Origin of the sequence: Martinezella tropici (genome assembly GCF_003287875.1) — a bacterium.
GTDB lineage: Bacteria > Pseudomonadota > Alphaproteobacteria > Rhizobiales > Rhizobiaceae > Rhizobium > Rhizobium tropici_C.
Genome location: NZ_QMKK01000061.1, coordinates 114,878 through 132,412, shown reverse-complemented (window position 1 = coordinate 132,412; position 17,535 = coordinate 114,878). Strand labels below are relative to the sequence as shown.

Annotated in this window: 17 protein-coding genes; 9 read left to right on the top strand and 8 right to left on the bottom strand. The window is 58.1% G+C overall.

The window, feature by feature from the left end; genetic code table 11:
* Positions 1–183: 183 nt before the first annotated feature.
* From DQ393_RS31625 to DQ393_RS31590, 6 genes are all read left to right on the top strand, one after another.
* Positions 184–333 carry a hypothetical protein gene (locus tag DQ393_RS31625; RefSeq protein WP_112345624.1) on the top strand — a complete coding sequence of 50 codons (150 nt, stop codon included), beginning with the start codon at positions 184–186 and terminating at the stop codon, positions 331–333.
* A 256-nt stretch (positions 334–589) separates the two neighbouring features.
* Positions 590–2,026, top strand: a complete 1,437-nt coding sequence (locus tag DQ393_RS31620; protein WP_432422050.1) for a CHAD domain-containing protein — start codon at positions 590–592, stop codon at positions 2,024–2,026.
* A 659-nt stretch (positions 2,027–2,685) separates the two neighbouring features.
* Entirely contained in the window at positions 2,686–5,094 is a 2,409-nt protein-coding gene (locus DQ393_RS31610; RefSeq protein ID WP_112345905.1) for an FdhF/YdeP family oxidoreductase, read from the top strand.
* Between the two features lie 60 nt (positions 5,095–5,154).
* On the top strand, positions 5,155–6,525 hold the full coding sequence (locus DQ393_RS31605; protein WP_112345621.1) for an MFS transporter: 1,371 nt from the start codon (positions 5,155–5,157) through the stop codon (positions 6,523–6,525).
* A 332-nt stretch (positions 6,526–6,857) separates the two neighbouring features.
* Entirely contained in the window at positions 6,858–7,787 is a 930-nt protein-coding gene (locus tag DQ393_RS31595; protein ID WP_112345619.1) for an NADP-dependent oxidoreductase, read from the top strand.
* Positions 7,788–7,810: 23 nt separating this feature from the next.
* Positions 7,811–8,194, top strand: a complete 384-nt coding sequence (locus tag DQ393_RS31590; protein ID WP_245430545.1) for an NAD(P)H-binding protein — start codon at positions 7,811–7,813, stop codon at positions 8,192–8,194.
* A 28-nt stretch (positions 8,195–8,222) separates the two neighbouring features.
* Here DQ393_RS31590 and DQ393_RS31585 read toward each other — a convergent pair whose 3' ends face one another.
* From DQ393_RS31585 to DQ393_RS31555, 6 genes are all read right to left on the bottom strand, one after another.
* Positions 8,223–9,098 (bottom strand): shikimate dehydrogenase, encoded by an 876-nt coding sequence (locus tag DQ393_RS31585; RefSeq protein ID WP_112345618.1) that lies wholly within the window; start codon positions 9,096–9,098, stop codon positions 8,223–8,225.
* A gap of 141 nt (positions 9,099–9,239) precedes the next feature.
* Positions 9,240–9,911: a TetR family transcriptional regulator gene (locus DQ393_RS31580; protein ID WP_112345617.1), complete on the bottom strand. Its 672-nt coding sequence runs from the start codon at positions 9,909–9,911 to the stop codon at positions 9,240–9,242.
* An 83-nt stretch (positions 9,912–9,994) separates the two neighbouring features.
* On the bottom strand, positions 9,995–11,881 hold the full coding sequence (locus DQ393_RS31575; protein WP_112345616.1) for a bifunctional sugar phosphate isomerase/epimerase/4-hydroxyphenylpyruvate dioxygenase family protein: 1,887 nt from the start codon (positions 11,879–11,881) through the stop codon (positions 9,995–9,997).
* An 80-nt stretch (positions 11,882–11,961) separates the two neighbouring features.
* Positions 11,962–13,302 carry an MFS transporter gene (locus DQ393_RS31570; RefSeq protein WP_112345615.1) on the bottom strand — a complete coding sequence of 447 codons (1,341 nt, stop codon included), beginning with the start codon at positions 13,300–13,302 and terminating at the stop codon, positions 11,962–11,964.
* 505 nt (positions 13,303–13,807) lie between these two features.
* A complete protein-coding gene (locus tag DQ393_RS31560; RefSeq protein WP_112345614.1) occupies positions 13,808–14,014 on the bottom strand; it encodes a hypothetical protein in 207 nt (68 codons plus the stop codon).
* Positions 14,015–14,125: 111 nt separating this feature from the next.
* Positions 14,126–14,698: a cysteine hydrolase family protein gene (locus DQ393_RS31555; RefSeq protein WP_112345613.1), complete on the bottom strand. Its 573-nt coding sequence runs from the start codon at positions 14,696–14,698 to the stop codon at positions 14,126–14,128.
* A gap of 304 nt (positions 14,699–15,002) precedes the next feature.
* On the opposite strand from DQ393_RS31555, the gene DQ393_RS33625 reads away from it, so the two are divergent.
* Positions 15,003–15,164 (top strand): hypothetical protein, encoded by a 162-nt coding sequence (locus DQ393_RS33625; RefSeq protein ID WP_181592458.1) that lies wholly within the window; start codon positions 15,003–15,005, stop codon positions 15,162–15,164.
* Positions 15,165–15,270: 106 nt separating this feature from the next.
* Positions 15,271–15,924, top strand: a complete 654-nt coding sequence (locus tag DQ393_RS31550; protein WP_112345612.1) for a LysE family translocator — start codon at positions 15,271–15,273, stop codon at positions 15,922–15,924.
* Positions 15,925–16,009: 85 nt separating this feature from the next.
* Here DQ393_RS31550 and DQ393_RS31545 read toward each other — a convergent pair whose 3' ends face one another.
* Positions 16,010–16,504 (bottom strand): hypothetical protein, encoded by a 495-nt coding sequence (locus DQ393_RS31545; RefSeq protein WP_245430547.1) that lies wholly within the window; start codon positions 16,502–16,504, stop codon positions 16,010–16,012.
* Between the two features lie 27 nt (positions 16,505–16,531).
* Positions 16,532–16,987 (bottom strand): hypothetical protein, encoded by a 456-nt coding sequence (locus DQ393_RS31540; RefSeq protein WP_112345610.1) that lies wholly within the window; start codon positions 16,985–16,987, stop codon positions 16,532–16,534.
* Here DQ393_RS31540 and DQ393_RS31535 point away from each other — a divergent pair.
* Entirely contained in the window at positions 16,986–17,423 is a 438-nt protein-coding gene (locus DQ393_RS31535) for a chromate transporter (RefSeq protein WP_245430528.1), read from the top strand. The two genes, DQ393_RS31540 and DQ393_RS31535, sit on opposite strands and share 2 nt — an antisense overlap.
* Positions 17,424–17,535: the final 112 nt, after the last annotated feature.

The following is a 17,535-nucleotide window of genomic DNA, read 5'->3' as shown; positions in this document are numbered from 1 at the left end:
AGACGGGCGGCCAATTGTTCCCAGAAGATTGCGCGTGCCTTGGATTTAGTGAGGACCGCGCAGCGCTCGTTCCGGCTTTCACGATGTGGCGGGGCACGAAGGCAATGGCATTGCGCCGATCGGGTCCCTTGGAACCAGAACAGCCCTGCGAGGATTAAATCTCCTTGAACGGAGAACACGCCCATGATCCGCAAACTGAAATCCGGCGAATACCGGCTTTACTCGCGCAAGGTCGATCCGAAGACAAACAAGCGCAGGAATCTCGGCACCTTCAAAACGCGTGAGGCTGCCGAAAAGCACGAGCGCGAGGTGCAATATTTCAAGCGCCACTAGCCGGCTGCCAACGAAGCAGCGGTCTGAAGCGTCCAGGCCTGCCGATGATGGGTAGGACCAGGACTCGCGATGATCGAAGGTGAGCCCTTGGCCGCCTTACCGATTTATCGTGGCCATATCCTTGCTTTCGGTCGATTTCATCACGCCAGACAGTGATCTTGCGGAGAAAGCATGCTTTCATCTGACTGTGAGACGATTGAATTATCCCTACCAGGAAACCATTCCATAGATCATATTGGGTATAGGGAGCATGAAGGTGGCTGAAATCGAACTGAAGCTTGATCTGTCGCATTTGGAGATGGACAGCCTCGTCGCGTCGGACCTTCTCGGCGAACCCGCCGAGACGGTCGAGCAGCATTCAATTTATTTCGATACGGACGACCGCAGATTGTTCAACGCAGGTTTCACACTCCGTATCCGCCGCTCCGGTGCCGTGAAGACGCAAACGGTGAAGGCAGCCGGTCCCAGCGCGTCGCTCTTCGCCCGATCGGAATGGGAGACCGCCGTCGAGACGGACGTCCCTGCCCTCGACCATACGAGCCCTCTTCTCAATCAGTTCGGCGATATTCGGGAAGATCTCCTTCCCCAGTTTGAGGTTTCCATCGACCGCCGGATTTGGAAGCTGGTCGAGAACGGCTCCAAAATCGAGCTTGCTGCCGATCGGGGCACGGCCGCGGAGGCTGATCGACAGGCGCCTATCTGCGAGATAGAACTGGAACTGAAGGACGGCGATCCGAAGGATTTGTTTGCTCTCGCACGCAAGATCGAGGCGATCGTTCCGTTCAAGTTCGGCGTCCACTCCAAGGCCGAGCGCGGCTACCGGCTGCTGGCCGCAGCGCAACATGTGCATAAATCAGCGGAAATCGACCTGGAGTGGCGGTCGAGCGCCGTCGATGGGTTCAAGGCGATAGCGCAGGCCTGTTTCCGCCAATTTCGATTGAACGAAAACGTACTGCTGCATCGAAGAAGCGCGGAAGCGCTTCATCAGGCGCGCGTCGCGATGCGGCGGCTGCGATCCGCCATCTCACTCTTCAAGCCGGTCCTGGACGATGAAGCTCGCCGACTATCCGGCGAATTCCGCTGGCTGGCCGGTGTCCTGGGCGAAGCCCGCAACATCGACGTCCTTTTGCCGAAAGCGAAAGACGGGGATTTTGCAGATAGGCTGCAGCAAGCCCGCAAAGCCGCCTATGACGAGGTCGAGAATGCGCTGGGATCGCCCCGCGCCAGAGCGCTGATGCTGGATTTCCATGAATGGCTGCACACGGGCGCCTATCTGGATGGACCGGCGAAAGACAAGACGATCGGCGAACAGGCGGTCGAAGCTCTCGACAAGATGCGGAAAAAGCTGAAGAAGCACGGCCGCGATCTCGCACATGTCGACGACGAGCAGCGGCACGAGGCAAGGAAGGATGCCAAAAAGCTGCGTTATGCCGCGGAATTCTTCAAAACGCTGTTCGCCGACCATAAGAAGGCTCGCCGCCACAAGCGCTTCATCAAGGCCACGGAAGAATTGCAGGATCAGCTTGGAGCGCTGAACGACCTGGTGACCGGCCCCAGCGTGCTGGAGAAGCACGGCCTGCGGGACCACCCCGAGGCCGCATCGGTCATCCTGCACGCCGACAAGAGGTCATTGATCGCGGTGGCGCAGGCGGCCCTCGACGACGTCCTCGACACCAAGCGTTTCTGGCGATAGACGTGCCTCCCGCGCGATAGTCGACTTTTAGAGCGGTTCGGCTGCGGTTTGAATATCGCGGCAGGCCCATTCATCGTTGCCTTGCATCGCATTTGACATGGACTCCCGCCCACGAAGGAGTACTATCAAAATATCGTTGCCAACCGATCAAGTAGGCGGTGACGGCTGAGGGTTCATACGTGCTCCCGCCTGCAAGGACATTGGAGAGCATGATGATCCTCCTGAAACCAGCAAAATTCCCAAAAGATCCGACGCTCCGCGCCATGCTGAGGAATTGGGCACGCCGGTTTCTCGTCAGCGAAACGGCTGTAAACCGTGTCGTGGAGAGGACGATCAATGTTGCCTGTGACGATCCCGAAATCCTCAGTGGCGCAAACATGAACGATGCCTTGTTTGCCCTTGTGCACCGGCACGCATTGGATGAGCTCCACTCGACCATGGCACGGCATTCTGAGACGGAAATGTCGATCCTTCCGCCGTTGGGTGACATTCAGCACCAGGCATTCCGGTAAAAATTCCAGCTTCGAACTCTTCCCGCAAGTTGAATGGGAAGCCAAGTGCCCAATCGTTTGTCCCTGAGATTTCACGTCCCCGATACGTGGAACCAATTGTTCTGCTCTTTGTTCGATTTAGGTTCGACAAATGCAGGACGCATGCGGATGACCGGCAACCCAAAAAATCCTCCCAAAATTCGAGCTTATGACGGTCCAGCCGGTGGCTGGGGATCGGCAAGATCAGTGGGTGAAGTGCTGCTTCGCGAGCACATCCCGGCAAAGGGACCGAACCTGCTTGCGCATCAGAACAAACCTGACGGCTATATGTGTGTCAGTTGCGCCTGGGCAAAACCGGCGAAGCCTCATCCATTGGAATTCTGCGAGAATGGCGCGAAGGCCACGGCCTGGGAAGTCACCGATCGCAGGGCGGATGTGGAGTTCTTCGCCCGACACTCCCTCACGGAATTGGCGAGCTGGAGCGATCACGATCTAGAAGAGCAGGGCCGCCTGACGCAGCCCATGCGCTTCAATCCCGATAGCGACCGGTACGAACCCGTCGAATGGGAGGCGGCCTTTGCCGAAATCGGCCGCGAACTGCGCGCCCTGGCCCCCGAACAGGTGGATTTTTACACCTCCGGCCGAGCCTCGCTGGAAGCATCCTACATGTACCAGCTCTTTGCGCGCATGTACGGAAGCAACAACCTGCCGGACTCATCGAACATGTGCCACGAAAGCAGCTCCGTCGCGCTGCCGGAGAGCATCGGCGCGTCCGTGGGCACCGCAATCCTCTCCGACTTCCAAAACTGCGACTGCATCTTCTATATCGCACAGAACGTCGGAACTTCTTCTCCTCGCCTGCTGCACGACCTGCAGGATGCCGCGGATCGGGGCGTACGGATCGTTACCATCAATCTCCTGCGCGAACGCGGACTGGAGCGTTTCAAGAATCCGCAGGCACCGAGTCAGATGCTCTCCGGCAAGGAGACGATTATTTCCACGGAATATTATCAGGTGCGCAACGGTGGGGATACCGCAGCTCTGTTCGGTATTTGCAAGGCTTTGATCGAAACGGATGATGCCTTGCGCCTGACTGGTACCAGCAAGGTCACCGGTGCGGACGCCGAGCCGAAGGATCAGACCAATGCCGCCCAGGTCGCCTACGCCGCCTCGATCGCGGCGGCCGACAAGAAACACATACTGGATCACGACTTCATCAAGGAACACACGACTGGATTCGAGCAATTTGCCTCGATCACGAGAGCCCATTCCTGGGAGGAGCTGGAACGCGTTTCGGGCCTCAGCCGGCAACAGATGGAACAGGCCGCGAATACCTATGCAAACGCCCAGGCGGTGGTCATTGCCTATGGCATGGGGGTCACTCAGCACATCATGGGTGTCGACAATGTGCATATGATAGCCAACCTCGCCCTGCTGAGAGGAAATATCGGCAAGCCAGGGGCAAACATATGCGCCGTGCGTGGCCATTCAAACGTGCAGGGACAGCGCACCGTCGGCATTACGGAGAAACCGGGCCTGGCGCCGCTCGACAAGCTGGCACAGCTCTATCGTTTCGAGCCACCGAGGTGGATGGGACATTCGACGGTCGAGACGTGCGGTGCCATCTTGCGTGGAGAGAGCCGTGCCTTCATTGGCCTCGGCGGCAACTTTCTGCGAGCTGTGCCCGACACGGACCTGATGGAAAAGGCCTGGCGAAAGCTTCGCCTGACGGTCGCGATCGCCACCAAGCTCAATCGCTCGCACGTCGTCCATGGCGAGATCGCCTATCTGCTTCCGTGTCTTGGGCGCCTGGAAATCGACGAACAGGAGAGTGGTCCGCAAGCGGTTTCGATCGAAAGTTCCATCGCGCATTTTCACGGTTCGCGGGGGCGAGCAACACCTGCAAGCACAGGTTTGCGTTCGGAGCCGGCGATCATTGCCGGCCTCGCCAAGGCGACGCTCGGCGCCACTGCAGTTCCATGGGACAGATGGGTCGCGAACTATGCGGAAATCCGCGACGCGATCGAAGAGACCTATCCGGAGACATTCAAGAACTTCAACAAACGCCTTTTCCAGCCCGGGGGATTTCCGCGCCCGCTTCCGGCGCGCGAACGCAAATGGGTAACGCCGACCGGGAAGGCAAACTTCATCGCGCCGGCCCGCCTGTTTCCGGAATTCGATATCCGCGGCGATACCAGTCGCCTTCTTTATCTTGCGACTCTGCGCTCCAACGATCAGTTCAATACCACCGTCTACGGCTACAGCGATCGCTTCCGCGGCGTGGAAGGAACCAGGATGGTCGTGTTCATGAATGGTGAGGACATCCGCCGCCTCGGTTTTGTCGAGGGCGAGAGCATCGATCTTCACACCGCGCTTGCAGATGCGGCGGGCAGACAGATCTCGGGCCTGCGGATCATTGAATACGCCATCCCTGAAGGATGCTGCGCGGCCTATTACCCTGAAGCCAATCCGCTGTTTCCATTGGCTCATCACGACAAGAAATCAAAGACGCCCTCCTACAAGCTTCTGCCGGTCTTGGTCTCTCGCTCGATCGGTACGACCGCCGTGGATGGATGACGCTCGTTACCCTGCTCCTTCACGTTAATCGCGCTACGTTTGCTTCCGAGAGGAAAAACCATGCACTCGATCGAGCAACGCGAAAAACACCTTTCGAAACTGCATCCCTCCTCGCTCATCGTTCTTTGCCTCGGCGTCATCGTTGCGCAAGTCGACACATCGGTCGTCAACTTGGCGATTCAACCAATCGGCAAGAGCCTCGCGGCTTCGGTCACGCAATTGCAGTGGGTCGTCGATGCCTATAACCTTGTCTACGCCGCCCTTCTCATTACCGGCGGCCTGCTGGCTGACCTTTATGGGCGGCGTCTGACTTTCATCATCGGCTGCATCATCTTCACAATTGCAAGCCTTGGATGCGCCCTGGCTCCAGCGATCGCGATCCTGATCGGCGCCAGGGCGGTAACCGGCTGCGGATCCGCCCTTCTGATCCCCGCCTCTCTCTCGCTCATTCGGGTGCTCTATCCGGACGAGAAGGTTCGCGAGCGCGCGCTCGGCATCTGGGCGGGATGCAACGGCATGTCGCTCGCCATCGGACCGAGCCTCGGCGGATATCTGATCCACAGCTTCGGTTGGCGGGCTGTCTTTCTTGTCGTCGTTCCCATCGGTGTGATGGCTGCCATCGGGGCATTGCTTTGGGTTCCGGAGAGCGCGGGCCGAAAGGGAAGATCCTTCGACGCGCTCGGCCAGATCTTGGGCGTGGTATCGCTGGGGGCAATCACCCTCGCGGCCATTGAATCCTCGCATCTACCCTTGCTCTGGACCATCTTGCTGGCGTCTTGCGGCTTGGTTCTGCTCTCGTTTTTCGTTGTGGTGGAACGGCGCCTGGATCAGCGCGCCCTCGTGCCGGTCGCTGTGTTCTCCAACACGCGGTTCAGCGGCGCCATGGTGGGAACGGCCGCAATGACTTTCGGTATGTATGGCACGCTCTTTCTGTTTCCACTCACCTCGCTCGGTCTTGACAGATTGGACCCGACCGATGTCGGCCTGGCGCTCCTACCTATGGCATTGAGCTTTGTGGTGATATCGCCTTTTTCCGGCTCGCTTTCAGAAAATTTCGGCAAGCAGCGAACGATTACGCTGGGGCTGGCTGGGATGGGTCTGGGAAACATGCTGCTCGGCATTGCTTTTACCGAAAACCTGTTGATCGCCGAGGAATTCGGCCTGCTGCTGACCGGCATCGGCATGGGATTGGCGACGGGGCCGCTCACGGCAGTCGCGGTGTCGAGCGTGGGGAGCGAACGAGCCGGAACCGCAAGCGCACTCATCAACGTTGCGCGCATGGTCGGCGCTACCATCGGTGTGGCGTCACTCGGATCGGTCTTTGCATGTTTCCATGAGCCTCAGCTCGGCTTCATCACAGCTATGCTATGTGGTGGCGTCACTCAGCTTCTCGGCAGCGTCGCGGCATGGAGATACCTGTCATGGACATGAGCGCTTTCGGATCATGCATTCTTCATATCTCCGGTTTTGGAACTTCCGGCAGAGTGGCTTGTTCGGTTGCGGTTCAATCGGGTGCCGATGATGACGATAGCGATCGTGATCGGATTGCTGATGATTCTGGCTGCAAGCGGTAGCCTGCTTGTCTGTGCATGCATCGGCTATGTCGATTACATGCTCGAGAAAAGGAGAGACCTCCTACTTCTCAGGCAGGCTGCCAAGCGCCGCGGCAGGCTTTGATTGCATCGCCACTACAATATGAAGACGCCTCCGCGTCTCATCGGCAGATTGCGGTTCTCAGATCAAATCAGCACGGAGATTCAACGATGCAAGCCGTACGAATTCATCGTTTTGGTGGGCCGGAAGTCATGCAGCTCGACCAAATCGAGCAGCCGATACCAGCGACCGACGAAGTCGTCATCAAGGTTTTTGCCGCGAGTGTCAATCCGGTCGATGCGAAGATACGCGAAGGCAAATATCCCGTCGTCACCGAAGAAGATTTCCCGTATGTGCTCGGTCGCGACGTCAGCGGCGAAATTGCCGATGCGGGCCAATCGGTTTCAAGTTTTCTGATGGGTGACGAGGTTTTCGCCTTTCTGGCACCGGATCACGGCGGCTACGAAGAATTCGTGATCGCCAAATCGGCCGAAATCGCCACGAAGCCTCAATCACTGGACCACGTTCTAGCCGCTGCCGTGCCGCTTGCGGGCATCACGGCATGGCAGGGCCTCTTCGATCACGGCAAGCTTGAAGCCGGCCAGCGCGTTCTCATCCATGGCGGCGCAGGCGGCGTCGGCCACCTTGCAATTCAGTTCGCCAAGGCCAGGGGTGCTTGGGTGGCGACTACGGCTTCAGCGGCTGACCGGGAATTCCTGAATGGCTTGGGCGCCGACCAGATCATCGACTATAAATCAGAACGCTTCGAGACCATCGTCGAACCGGTCGATCTCGTCTTCGATCTTGTGAGCGGCGAGACACAGGATCGGAGCTTTTCGATCATCAAAAACGGCGGCGCGTTGATTTCCACCCTGACGGAGCCCAATAAACAGCGCGCCGAAGCCCGAGGCATCAGGTCCGGCCGCTACACCGCCCAGCCGAACGGCGCACAGCTCCAGAAGATCGCCGAACTGATCGACAGCGGCAGGGTGAAAGTCCACGTCGATCGCACCTACGGGCTTCGTGAGGCAGCGGCGGCACAAGAGGCCCTTCAAGAAGATCATATCCGAGGCAAAATCGTCCTAAAGGTGCTGAACTGAATGAATTGAAAGTGGGTACTTAGATTGTCGTTGGTGCAGGCCCGGTAGGTCGCGAAACTGCTTGGCTTCTTGCCGAGGAGGGCCATAAAGTTACTCTTATCAGCCGCAACGCAGGGGCGATGGATGCCGGCGCGGTGCGCACCGTTTCGACGGACGCAACTGATGTGGAAGCGTTGGCGCGCGTCAGCGATGGGGCCGATGCGATCTTCATGTGTGCGATGGCCGCCTATCACCGCTGGCCAACCGATTTCTTCCCCATTCTGGATGGAACTCACAATCTTGAACAGACCCGTCCAATCGGCGTGACGCGGCAAGCGAACCGATTGCCGACGGCAGCGCAACATCATTTCCCTGATCTCGTTTCATCGAACGGCGCCAGAGACATGGTCATCCTGCTCATGACTTAAGCCATCGAGCATCTGAGGCCATCTGCCGTCAGATCGTGCTGCGCAACGAATTGAAATTGTGCATCATACGCTCCGCCGTCGGTCGGATACCGGTGAACAGTTCGAAAGCCTTCACCGCTTGAAACACCGCCATACCGCCGCCATCGAGAACGCGGCACCCCGTTTTTCTGGCAACCGTCACCAATTCGGTTTCGATCGGAAAATAGACGATTTCGGCGACCCACAAGCGATCCGACAGGAGTTGCGCGTCGAGCGGCAATCCAGGATGGGCGGCCATGCCCGTCGGCGTTGCGTGAACCAGGCCATAAGCAGCATCCAGGGCCGCGGCCAGATCATGGCCAACCGAGAAAGTGCAGGTGCTGTGAGCCGGCTGCAGCTGATCCACGAGTGCCTTTGCGCGCAAGGGATCGAGATCGAATATTTCGATCGAACCGGCTCCCATCCCAGCCACAGCATGGGCAACGGCAACGCCGGCGCCGCCCGCGCCCAGCTGCACGACGTGATCGAGTGAAACACCGGCCAGTCCGCGCCGGAAACTTTCGGCAAATCCCCACCAATCGGTATTGTGCCCGATCCTGCGGTTCCCTTGGAAAACGACCGTGTTGATGGATCGCAGCGTCTGCGCATCCGGCGACAGCTCGTCCATCAGGGCGACCGCCGCCTGCTTGCAGGGATGGGTGATGTTAAGGCCGGCAAAGCCTTGCGCCTCCGCCTCGTCGACAAGAGCCGGCAGGTCCGACACGGAAAGGCCACGCGCATCCAGGTCGATGAGATCGTAACGATAGGACAGGCCGCAATGTTCGCCTTCACGCATGTGCATGGCCGGCGTTAGCGAACGGCCAATGCCGGCACCGATCAATCCAACATGAAGCTGGCGCGGAATAAGGGCGGCTTGAGTATTCAATTTTTCCTCCCGAGCGGCAAATCGAAGCCATGCCACAGGCTTAGCTGCAAAATGTACGAACTAGTACGTAAAGTCAACAAGAGGCATACTTTCCCACTCCTGGCAAATCCCCAGCCGCAAACCAGGCGGCTTTGGCCGCCGTCAAGCCAATTCGGAGGAAGGCTGTCTTAGAAAGGCGAGAATGGCGTCGATGATCAAGGACTTGTGCCGCTTCTTCAGCTCCTCCGAGGACAAGTCCCGCTCGAAGATCGCTCCGAAGGTGTGGCGATTAGAAACGCGAAAGAAGCACTGGGCGCTGATCATCATATGCAGATCGACCGGATCGACGCGACGCACGAAGCTGCCGTCGGCATAGCCCCGTTCGAGAATGTCCGTGATGATATCGATGACTGCGATGTTCGTCTGCGACAGGACGACCGAACGCTTCATATGCTCGGCACGATGGATGTTTTCGATGCTGACGAGGCGCACGAAATCGGGATTCTGATCATCGTGATCGAAGGTGCTTGCGATCAATTGCGCCATCGCCTGGACGGGCGGCATGTTTTCAAGATCGAGCTCGCTCTCCAGCGTACGGATCTTCGTATAGGCTTGCTCGAGAACGGCGAGGTAGAGCCCTTCCTTGCTGCCGAAATAATAGTAGATCATGCGCTTGGACGTCTTGGTGCGCTCGGCGATCTCATCCACGCGCGCACCGGAAAAACCGGCTGCGACGAATTCCTCGGTCGCGATCTTCAGAATATTTTCCTTGGTCGCGTCTGGATCGTTCTTTCGCGTCAGACGCTCGATCTTGGCCGCTTGCGCTTTCGTCATGCCCTGCCCGTCTTCCTGGGTCTGCCCCTGCCCATCATTGAAGATCAAAGCTTTAACACAGGCTTTACACGGATGGGGAGAGCCTAAAGTTTCGGCAGACCAATCGGCCGCAGGTGACGCCTGAGCGCAGCGATGCGGAAAATGGCGTTCGCCGCACCATATCCGCGATAGCCGCTGCGCTGGACGATCTCGAAGAAGAAGCCTTCGCCATAGGTCGGACTGTATAGCTGGAAGTATTCGCCGTGATCGTCGCGGTCATAGAGGATGTTGTGAGCCTTCAGACGATCGGTGAAAGCCGGATCCAAACCAAACCTCGCCTCCAGATCGTCATAATAGTTGGGCGAGATCGTCAGGGTGGCAAAGCCGTTATCCGATAAGGCAGACGCTGCCGCGAAGATATCGTCCGTTGCAAAGGCGAGATGCTGAATGCCCGAACCAAAGGTCTCGGCGATAAAATGCCCGGCCAGAGTGTTGCGATTTTCCGCGCCGTTCAGCGTGATGCGCAGACTGCCCGGCTCGTTTTCGACGACCTGGCTGCGAACGACGCCGGCGGGATCGATAATATCGACCATCGGCGTCTTATATGCATTCAACATTGCCGTATAGAAAAGCAACCAGGTCAGCAGCTCCTCATATTTCGTCGTTTGCGCGACATGATCGATCCTCCTCAGACCGATTGGCCGCAGATCGGTCTCGTCGTTGACGGGATCGAATTCGATCTCCCATATGCGTCCGAGGGGGCCTTTATGGTCGAGAAAGTACAGGACTCCACCGCCGACGCCCCTGACACCAGGCATTTCGATCTCACCGGGATCCAATGGCTGCTCGAAACGTTCCGCGCCCAGGGCCACAGCCCTCGCAACTGCGGCTTCGGCATCATCCACCCACAATCCCATCGCATAGGCCGATTGCCCATGCAAAGCATAGGAGGCGCCGGCGAACCCGTCCGGATCGGTATTGACGACCAGATTGATATCGCCCTGCCGGAAGACATCGACACGCTTGGTCTTGTGACGCCCCGCATGGCGAAAGCCCAGTGCCCGCAGCCGATCGGACAGAACGGGCGCCTCGGCTTCGTCGACGGTGAATTCGATAAAGGCGATGCCGTTCGCATCGGCACGCGCAGGCATGGGCGGCAAAGTCAGGCTGCTGTTCTCCGCGCGGCGAACCTGATCGCCGAGATAGACGAGCGACCGCCGGCCGTCGACGGCAATGGCAGTCGGCGAGCCGCCACGAAACTGATCGTTGAAGATTTCCAGCGACAGATAGCCGTCGTAGCCTGTCGCGCCGACGGCCTTCATGAATTCGAGAACAGGAAGATCCCCCTCACCCGGCATGTTGCGGAAGTGGCGGCTCCAATAGAGAAGATCCATGTCGATCAGCGGCGCATCGGCAAGCTGGATGATGAAGATCTTCTCCTTCGGGATTGACCGGATCGAATTGACATCGATCTTGCGCGATAGGGTGTGGAAGCTGTCGAGAATGAGACCGATATTCGGATGATCGGCACGGCGGACGATTTCCCAGGCATCACGGTGATCGTGAATATGCCGTCCCCAGGCAAGCGCTTCGTATCCGACGCGCAGGCCGCGCTTGGCCGCTCTCTCGCCGAGCTCGAAGAAATCGGCTGCGGCGCGATCGATCCCGCCCAGCGCCGCGGACGAAACGTTGGAGCAGACGAGAACGAGGTCTGTCCCCATTTCCTGCATCAGATCGAACTTGCGTTCGGCCCGATCGAAGGTCCTGCTGCGCAAGGGTTCAGGCATGCCCTCGAAGTCCCGGAAGGGCTGAAAGAGTGTGATTTCCAGCCCATGATCCCGAACCATTTGCCCAACCTGGCGCGGTGATTCATCGAAGGCGAGGAAATCGTTCTCGAAGATTTCGACACCATCGAAGCCGGCCTTGGCGATGGCCTGAAGTTTTTCCTTGAGGTCACCGCTGATCGAAACGGTCGCGATCGAGGTTTTCATTGTTTCATCCCGTTCACTTGGCGATTTTCAACAAACTCATCCGCGATCGCTGGCCGTCAGCGCTGTCCCGAAGCCAGCTGCTAGACAGTCCGATCGACGTGGCGAACCGAGGCTGCAAAGCGTCGTCCGTCCCTGCCGAGCTGATCGATCGGCGTTCGGTATGTCTCCGTTGCCGTTGCCGCAGAGACGGCAGCAATCAAGGCCGTAATCGATGTAAACACGGCAACCGGCACCCATCCCATCGGTCCGGTGCCCATCACGGCTGCGCTGATCGTCGGTGCGAAACCGCCGAGCGCAAAGCCGATCTGGGTGCCGACCGCCATGCCGGACAGACGCACACGGGTATCGAACATCTCCGCATAGAGCGCCGGCCAGATGCCGTTGGAAGCGCTGTAGACCACGCCCGAGAGCAGAATGCCGAGAACGAAGACGAGCATGAGATTGTTCTGGCTGATAGCCCAGATGTAGGGCCAGATCAGCACCGCGCAGCCGACGGCGCCGAAGATGAACACCGGTTTGCGGCCGATGCGATCTGCAAGAGTGGCCCATGCCGGAATGGCGCCCAATGCCACGATATTGGCAAGCACCAGAACGGTCAGCATCGTCGAGCGATCGATATGCATGGTATTGACCGCATAGGACAAAGTGAAGACGCTGAATATGGTGCTGACGACGGAAATCAACGCGGCAAAGACGATGCGAAGAACATCGGCCCAATAGTTGGTGAAAAGCGAGACGAGCGGCACTTTTGCGACCTCACATTTCTTTGTTTCCTGCAGGAAAGCGGGCGTTTCAGCGAGCGTTCGGCGGACCCAGAATCCGACGATGACGACCACGAAGCTCAGAAAGAAGGGCACGCGCCAGCCCCATGACATCAATGCAGCCTCATCGAGCTTTCCAAGCGGGATGAAGACCAATGTGGCAAGGATCAGTCCCGCTTGCGTTCCGCTCAGCGTGAAGCTTGTGAAGAAGGCACGCCGATTTTCAGGGGCATGTTCGAGCGTCATGGAACTGGCGCCAGCCTGTTCGCCGGCAGCCGAAATGCCCTGCAGCAGGCGCGCGAGAACCAGAAGAATCGGCGCCAGAATGCCAGCCTGATTGTAGGTCGGCAGGCAACCGATGATGAAGGTCGAAAAGCCCATGAGAAGCAATGTGAAGGTCAGCACCTTCTTGCGGCCGAACTTGTCGCCGACATGACCGAGAACGACCGCTCCCAGCGGCCGCATGATGTAGGCTACACCAAAGGTTGCAAATGAGGCGATGGCCGCTGTTTGCGGATCTTCCGCCGAAAAGAAGATTTTCGGAAAGATCAGCGCAGCCGCTGTCCCGTAGACGAAGAAATCATAGTACTCGACGGCACTTCCGAGCCAACTCGCAAGCGCTGCCCGCCTGGGCGTCTTCTGTTCAACCTGTGTTGTCATTGTCGTTCCTCCCCGAAATTCCGATGTCAAAAGAGCGCCGCGACCGAGATGCGCGGGGTTCTATCCCGCACTCGCTCGCAGGACATTCAAGGTCATCCTGACGGTCATCGGTGCTGCCAGGGCAGCATTCCTCACTCCTCTGATCAATAATGTACGAACTAGTTCGTTTTGTAAAGCTCTAGCATTTCGCGATGGCTCGACGCATGGCTTGCGACAACGCACCGCGCCGCCCCGGCTTTTACCCGCGGGGTCGCTTGCTCGGCTTTGTCGAAGCCTGGGATGTGTGTGATGACGGCTCTACGCCGCAAGGCGTGAGGCTGTCGTCGCCGTTAAGGTGACTCAGCTGGTATTCGATCTCGATGGTCAGCCGCCGAAGAATCAGGCCCACGGATTGAAGGACAAAGGGGTGATGCATGTTTCGCATGGCGAACGGCAACGCCGCATGCCTCGACATCGAGGAGGCCCCGAAACTCTTCTCAGAAGACGGTGCCAGTGAACGCCAGGATCAATGAATGGCGGCGGAGGTGGGCGCGTTGACCTTCGTCGACCAGATGCCGATATAGGTTCCGATCAACATCACGGCGATGTCCTCTGTCGTTTGATAACCATCACGAAAGAAGTCGAGAGCCGCACCGACGAGGGCGCTCGAAGCCTCGTCATCCGGCGGCACTTCATAGAAGCTATACCATTCTACCACAGCTTCCGCGAGCATTCGCCAGTCGTTTCCTGTAGGAGCGCGATGAGGCATGGCAGATCTCCTCCGATCTTATTGGGGGCGGATGTAGCGGACCCTCGCAGCAATTCAAGGAAGCGGCCGCTTTCATCATCCGGCTGAGAGAAACTCCTCGGCCGTCATGATTTCAGATTGAACGGAGAACCGTCTTTCGAAAAGCGTAAGTGCGGCTTCATGCGCATCGTCGTCGCCGCTGCAGACCGCATCTTTTAAAACGACGACCCCATATCCGAGCTCGATGGCGCCAAGCGCAGCAGCCATGACGCAGACATCCGTCTCACCTCCAGTGATCACCAGGGTGTCTACGCGTTCTTGAACAAGATGGCGCTGGAGGCGACCATCGGTCCAGGGCGAATAGGTGTGCTTGTCAAAGATGCGCGCCGGCGGAACGTAGCGCTGAAGCGGGTCAGCAAGCAGCAGCAAATCGTGCGGAAGTCGATTTGTGGTCATCATTTCCCATTTTTCGTAATAATCCCGCCATTTCCCCGGCATGCCGTCTGGACTCGGCGGTGGAATGAAGCGGGTAAAGATCGTACGCTCGGGAAACCGTCTCGTCACTTCGGTCACCTGGTCCAAAGTGCGCGCCATCCAAGGCACATGCCATGGCGTCTCTTCAAGGAACATCCGTTGCATATCGATACAAAGATGCAGCCAGGTCCTCATGCAGACACCGCCTTAGCGATCCATGGCGAGCTGGGCTTTTGTCGAGGTGGCCGATTCCCACTCTTCATTGCCGCCTCAAGTCGATGCTTTCGTCGCGATCTGCAATAACGCGATCTCCAATATCCCAATGCCGGCCAAACAGCCGACATGCGATAATGTTCCGGAATTATAGAATTTTGCCCATGTCCATCTATTTCGCCGACGCGAATTGGGCGAATGGATCGCGCAGCTGCCGAAGCAAGGGAAGGAACCTTCGGGTGCTGTCGATGTTTGGATGCGGATAGATCGCGGAGGAAGAACGACAATGCCAGCGACAGAGAACCGAAAATACAGCGCATTGATCGTATACATCATCCTCATCGTGGTGGTGGGATGTGTGCTGATTATCGGTAGCATAGCCCTTTATCGCGGCGATGCTGAACGGCCCGGTCAAACGTCTCCCCATGCCCTCGATCAAACCCAATGAAGGCGAAAAATCGGTGTAAACCAACTGCGCCTCAAGCCTAAGATCGTCGGCAGTTCATAGACGGGCAGTTTCCCGGCACTGTCATTCACTCTCTGGAGGTGCCGTAATGCTGGACATCAGGACATTCCTGACCTTTTACGTCGCCGTTCTGGCAATTCAGCTCTCGCCGGGACCGGACATGGTTTTAGTCATTGGCCGAGGCATCGGTCAGGGCCGGCGCACTGCCTTTTTGAGTGCCCTCGGCATGATGCTTGTCTCCGGCGTCATCCAGATTTCGCTTCTGATCTTGGGTATCGCATCGCTGCTGCGCGCCTCGCCGCTGGCTTTCGATATCTTGCGCTGGGTGGGAGGCGGCTATCTTGTGTGGCTCGGAATCAGGCTGGTCTTGAAATCCATACGGCACAACAAACAAGGTTGGCGGGCGGAAATGCCGTCAATCTCGGATACGGCAGCGTTACGCGAGGGCGCGATCAACAATCTGACCAACCCGAAAGCACTCGCCTTTCTGTTTGCCTTTCTACCGCAATTTGTCGATCCGATGAGCTCTTGGCCCGTGGCGGCGCAGATCCTTCTTCTCGGAATGGTAACAAAACTCTCGAACTTCCTCATCCTGAGCGCGGTCGCTTATGGCTCTGGTACGCTCGGCAGCTGGCTTTCGCGCCGACCGATCCTGATCGCGTGGCAAGAGCGATTTGCCGGGAGCATCATGATATTGCTCGGCCTGCGGCTTCTCTTTGCCGGCGACACTCGTTCGCCGTGACGCTTCCGCCGCATGCCAACGCCTTAACGGATCCGTCCGATGCTTGGACGTTCCCATCGCCTGCCATAGGACGCCCGCGGCGTCTTCAGCGCGTCAATCCGAAAACAAATCCTATTGCCATGGCTGCCAGAACGGAAGCGATCGGCTTTTCGCGAATTCGCCGCCCAATCCCCAAAGTGCCGAGATCGGTATTTGATCCCATTGACGAACCGGATTGATCCTTCCGGCGTGCAAGGACACTCCCAGGTGTATCGCCAGCCTTATCCTCAAGGGCAATAGCACCCATGGCTGATGTGTGTGTCACCGAAGCCGGATCCGAGGCCGGAAAAGTATTTTCAAGCGCTTTGTCAAGTTCGCTTGCCGGGCCGTTTCTTTGCTGCCGCTTCTGTTCTTTCCGCAAGGATTGAACTGCTGGTGATTCATTTCGCTCGGGCATTTTTCGCTCCGTTAACAAAAGATCGGATCGGAAGAAGATATTCGGTGAACGCTGCCGCCGGCATAGATACTCCTGTAAAGGCAACGGCGATTTGATCGATTTGTTCCAACGACTTGCTTGCACCACCCGGTCGGCTCCCGACACCAGCAGGCTCGCTCTGAGTCCGGACGATCAACGGTCGACCTGCGTGGGAAGAATCGTGTCGACCGAGACCTCGCCTTCCAATATGCCCCGTTTCAGGTCGGTTCGGCCGCGATCGATCTCGATGACGGTATAAAGCTTATCGTCGCGAAACGCGCTCGCGTTACTGGTCGTTACATCTTCGGCCGGTGCTGCATCGACTTCCATAAAATCAAGCTCGCTGCCTGCCGCTACAATGCGAGCGTCGCCCGCGGTTCTCGCTGCCACGATGATCGTGCCTTGATTGGGCGCATTATCCCAATGCGGATCTTCTGGGGCAGCGATGGGTTCCAGGCGATAGACATTCAGCGTCTGCGCGCCATCGATCGTGGATGAGAGGGTAGCTGCATCCTGCAATTGGGCCTTGCTCTCGACGGAACGTCCGAATCTTGTGCGGCTGGTTGCGTTGTTGACATCGTCGGTTCCCGTTCTCGACACATTCGACATGTTGTTGTTCTCCTATCCCTGCCCTCTCCTTCTTCCGTTTGATCCTAACTGCCGTGCAACCAAATTGGTTCCGGATTTCGAGATTGTCGGGGTGATCACGGCGAGCGGAGGCGGAGATGTCGTGCTGCCGCTCCTGAAGGCAGAAGTGGTCAGCACCGGCTGGATCAATTCCGACACGTTCCCGGCGGGCTATGGCGCAGCCCAGACAGCCCCGGAACCGCTGTTCATCGTGCGGCATATTTCGCGCCGTGACAGGCCCTCCCCCGCATGGCGCCGCCGGAGCGGCGAGGCGCTTGTCGGGATCTTCGTGCCAGTTCTCTTGCCGTTCTTGGATGATTTCCGTCGCAACTCCCTAGCCGCAGGCGGCCTTGTGCGGCGGCGCAAGTGCCGCGGTCGTCGGGATTCTCGGGGCAGCACTTTATGCAGCGCTTTATAATAGGATCCAGGCTTCGTGCTACTCGTCGCCTGACACTCGCCACCACGGGCGGTGGTGTTCCCGATAAGCGCGGGAGACCTCTCTTTCATTTGAGATATGCGGCCATCGCCAA

Coding starts and splice junctions, on each gene's coding strand:
- DQ393_RS31605 (WP_112345621.1), top strand. CDS start 5,155: ATGCACTCGATCGAGCAACGCGAAAAACACCTTTCGAAACTGCATCCC.
- DQ393_RS31570 (WP_112345615.1), bottom strand. CDS start 13,302: ATGACAACACAGGTTGAACAGAAGACGCCCAGGCGGGCAGCGCTTGCG.
- DQ393_RS31610 (WP_112345905.1), top strand. CDS start 2,686: ATGACCGGCAACCCAAAAAATCCTCCCAAAATTCGAGCTTATGACGGT.
- DQ393_RS31550 (WP_112345612.1), top strand. CDS start 15,271: ATGCTGGACATCAGGACATTCCTGACCTTTTACGTCGCCGTTCTGGCA.
- DQ393_RS31540 (WP_112345610.1), bottom strand. CDS start 16,987: ATGTCGAATGTGTCGAGAACGGGAACCGACGATGTCAACAACGCAACC.
- DQ393_RS31625 (WP_112345624.1), top strand. CDS start 184: ATGATCCGCAAACTGAAATCCGGCGAATACCGGCTTTACTCGCGCAAG.
- DQ393_RS33625 (WP_181592458.1), top strand. CDS start 15,003: ATGCCAGCGACAGAGAACCGAAAATACAGCGCATTGATCGTATACATC.
- DQ393_RS31535 (WP_245430528.1), top strand. CDS start 16,986: ATGTTGTTGTTCTCCTATCCCTGCCCTCTCCTTCTTCCGTTTGATCCT.
- DQ393_RS31555 (WP_112345613.1), bottom strand. CDS start 14,698: ATGAGGACCTGGCTGCATCTTTGTATCGATATGCAACGGATGTTCCTT.
- DQ393_RS31580 (WP_112345617.1), bottom strand. CDS start 9,911: ATGACGAAAGCGCAAGCGGCCAAGATCGAGCGTCTGACGCGAAAGAAC.
- DQ393_RS31575 (WP_112345616.1), bottom strand. CDS start 11,881: ATGAAAACCTCGATCGCGACCGTTTCGATCAGCGGTGACCTCAAGGAA.
- DQ393_RS31595 (WP_112345619.1), top strand. CDS start 6,858: ATGCAAGCCGTACGAATTCATCGTTTTGGTGGGCCGGAAGTCATGCAG.
- DQ393_RS31560 (WP_112345614.1), bottom strand. CDS start 14,014: ATGCTCGCGGAAGCTGTGGTAGAATGGTATAGCTTCTATGAAGTGCCG.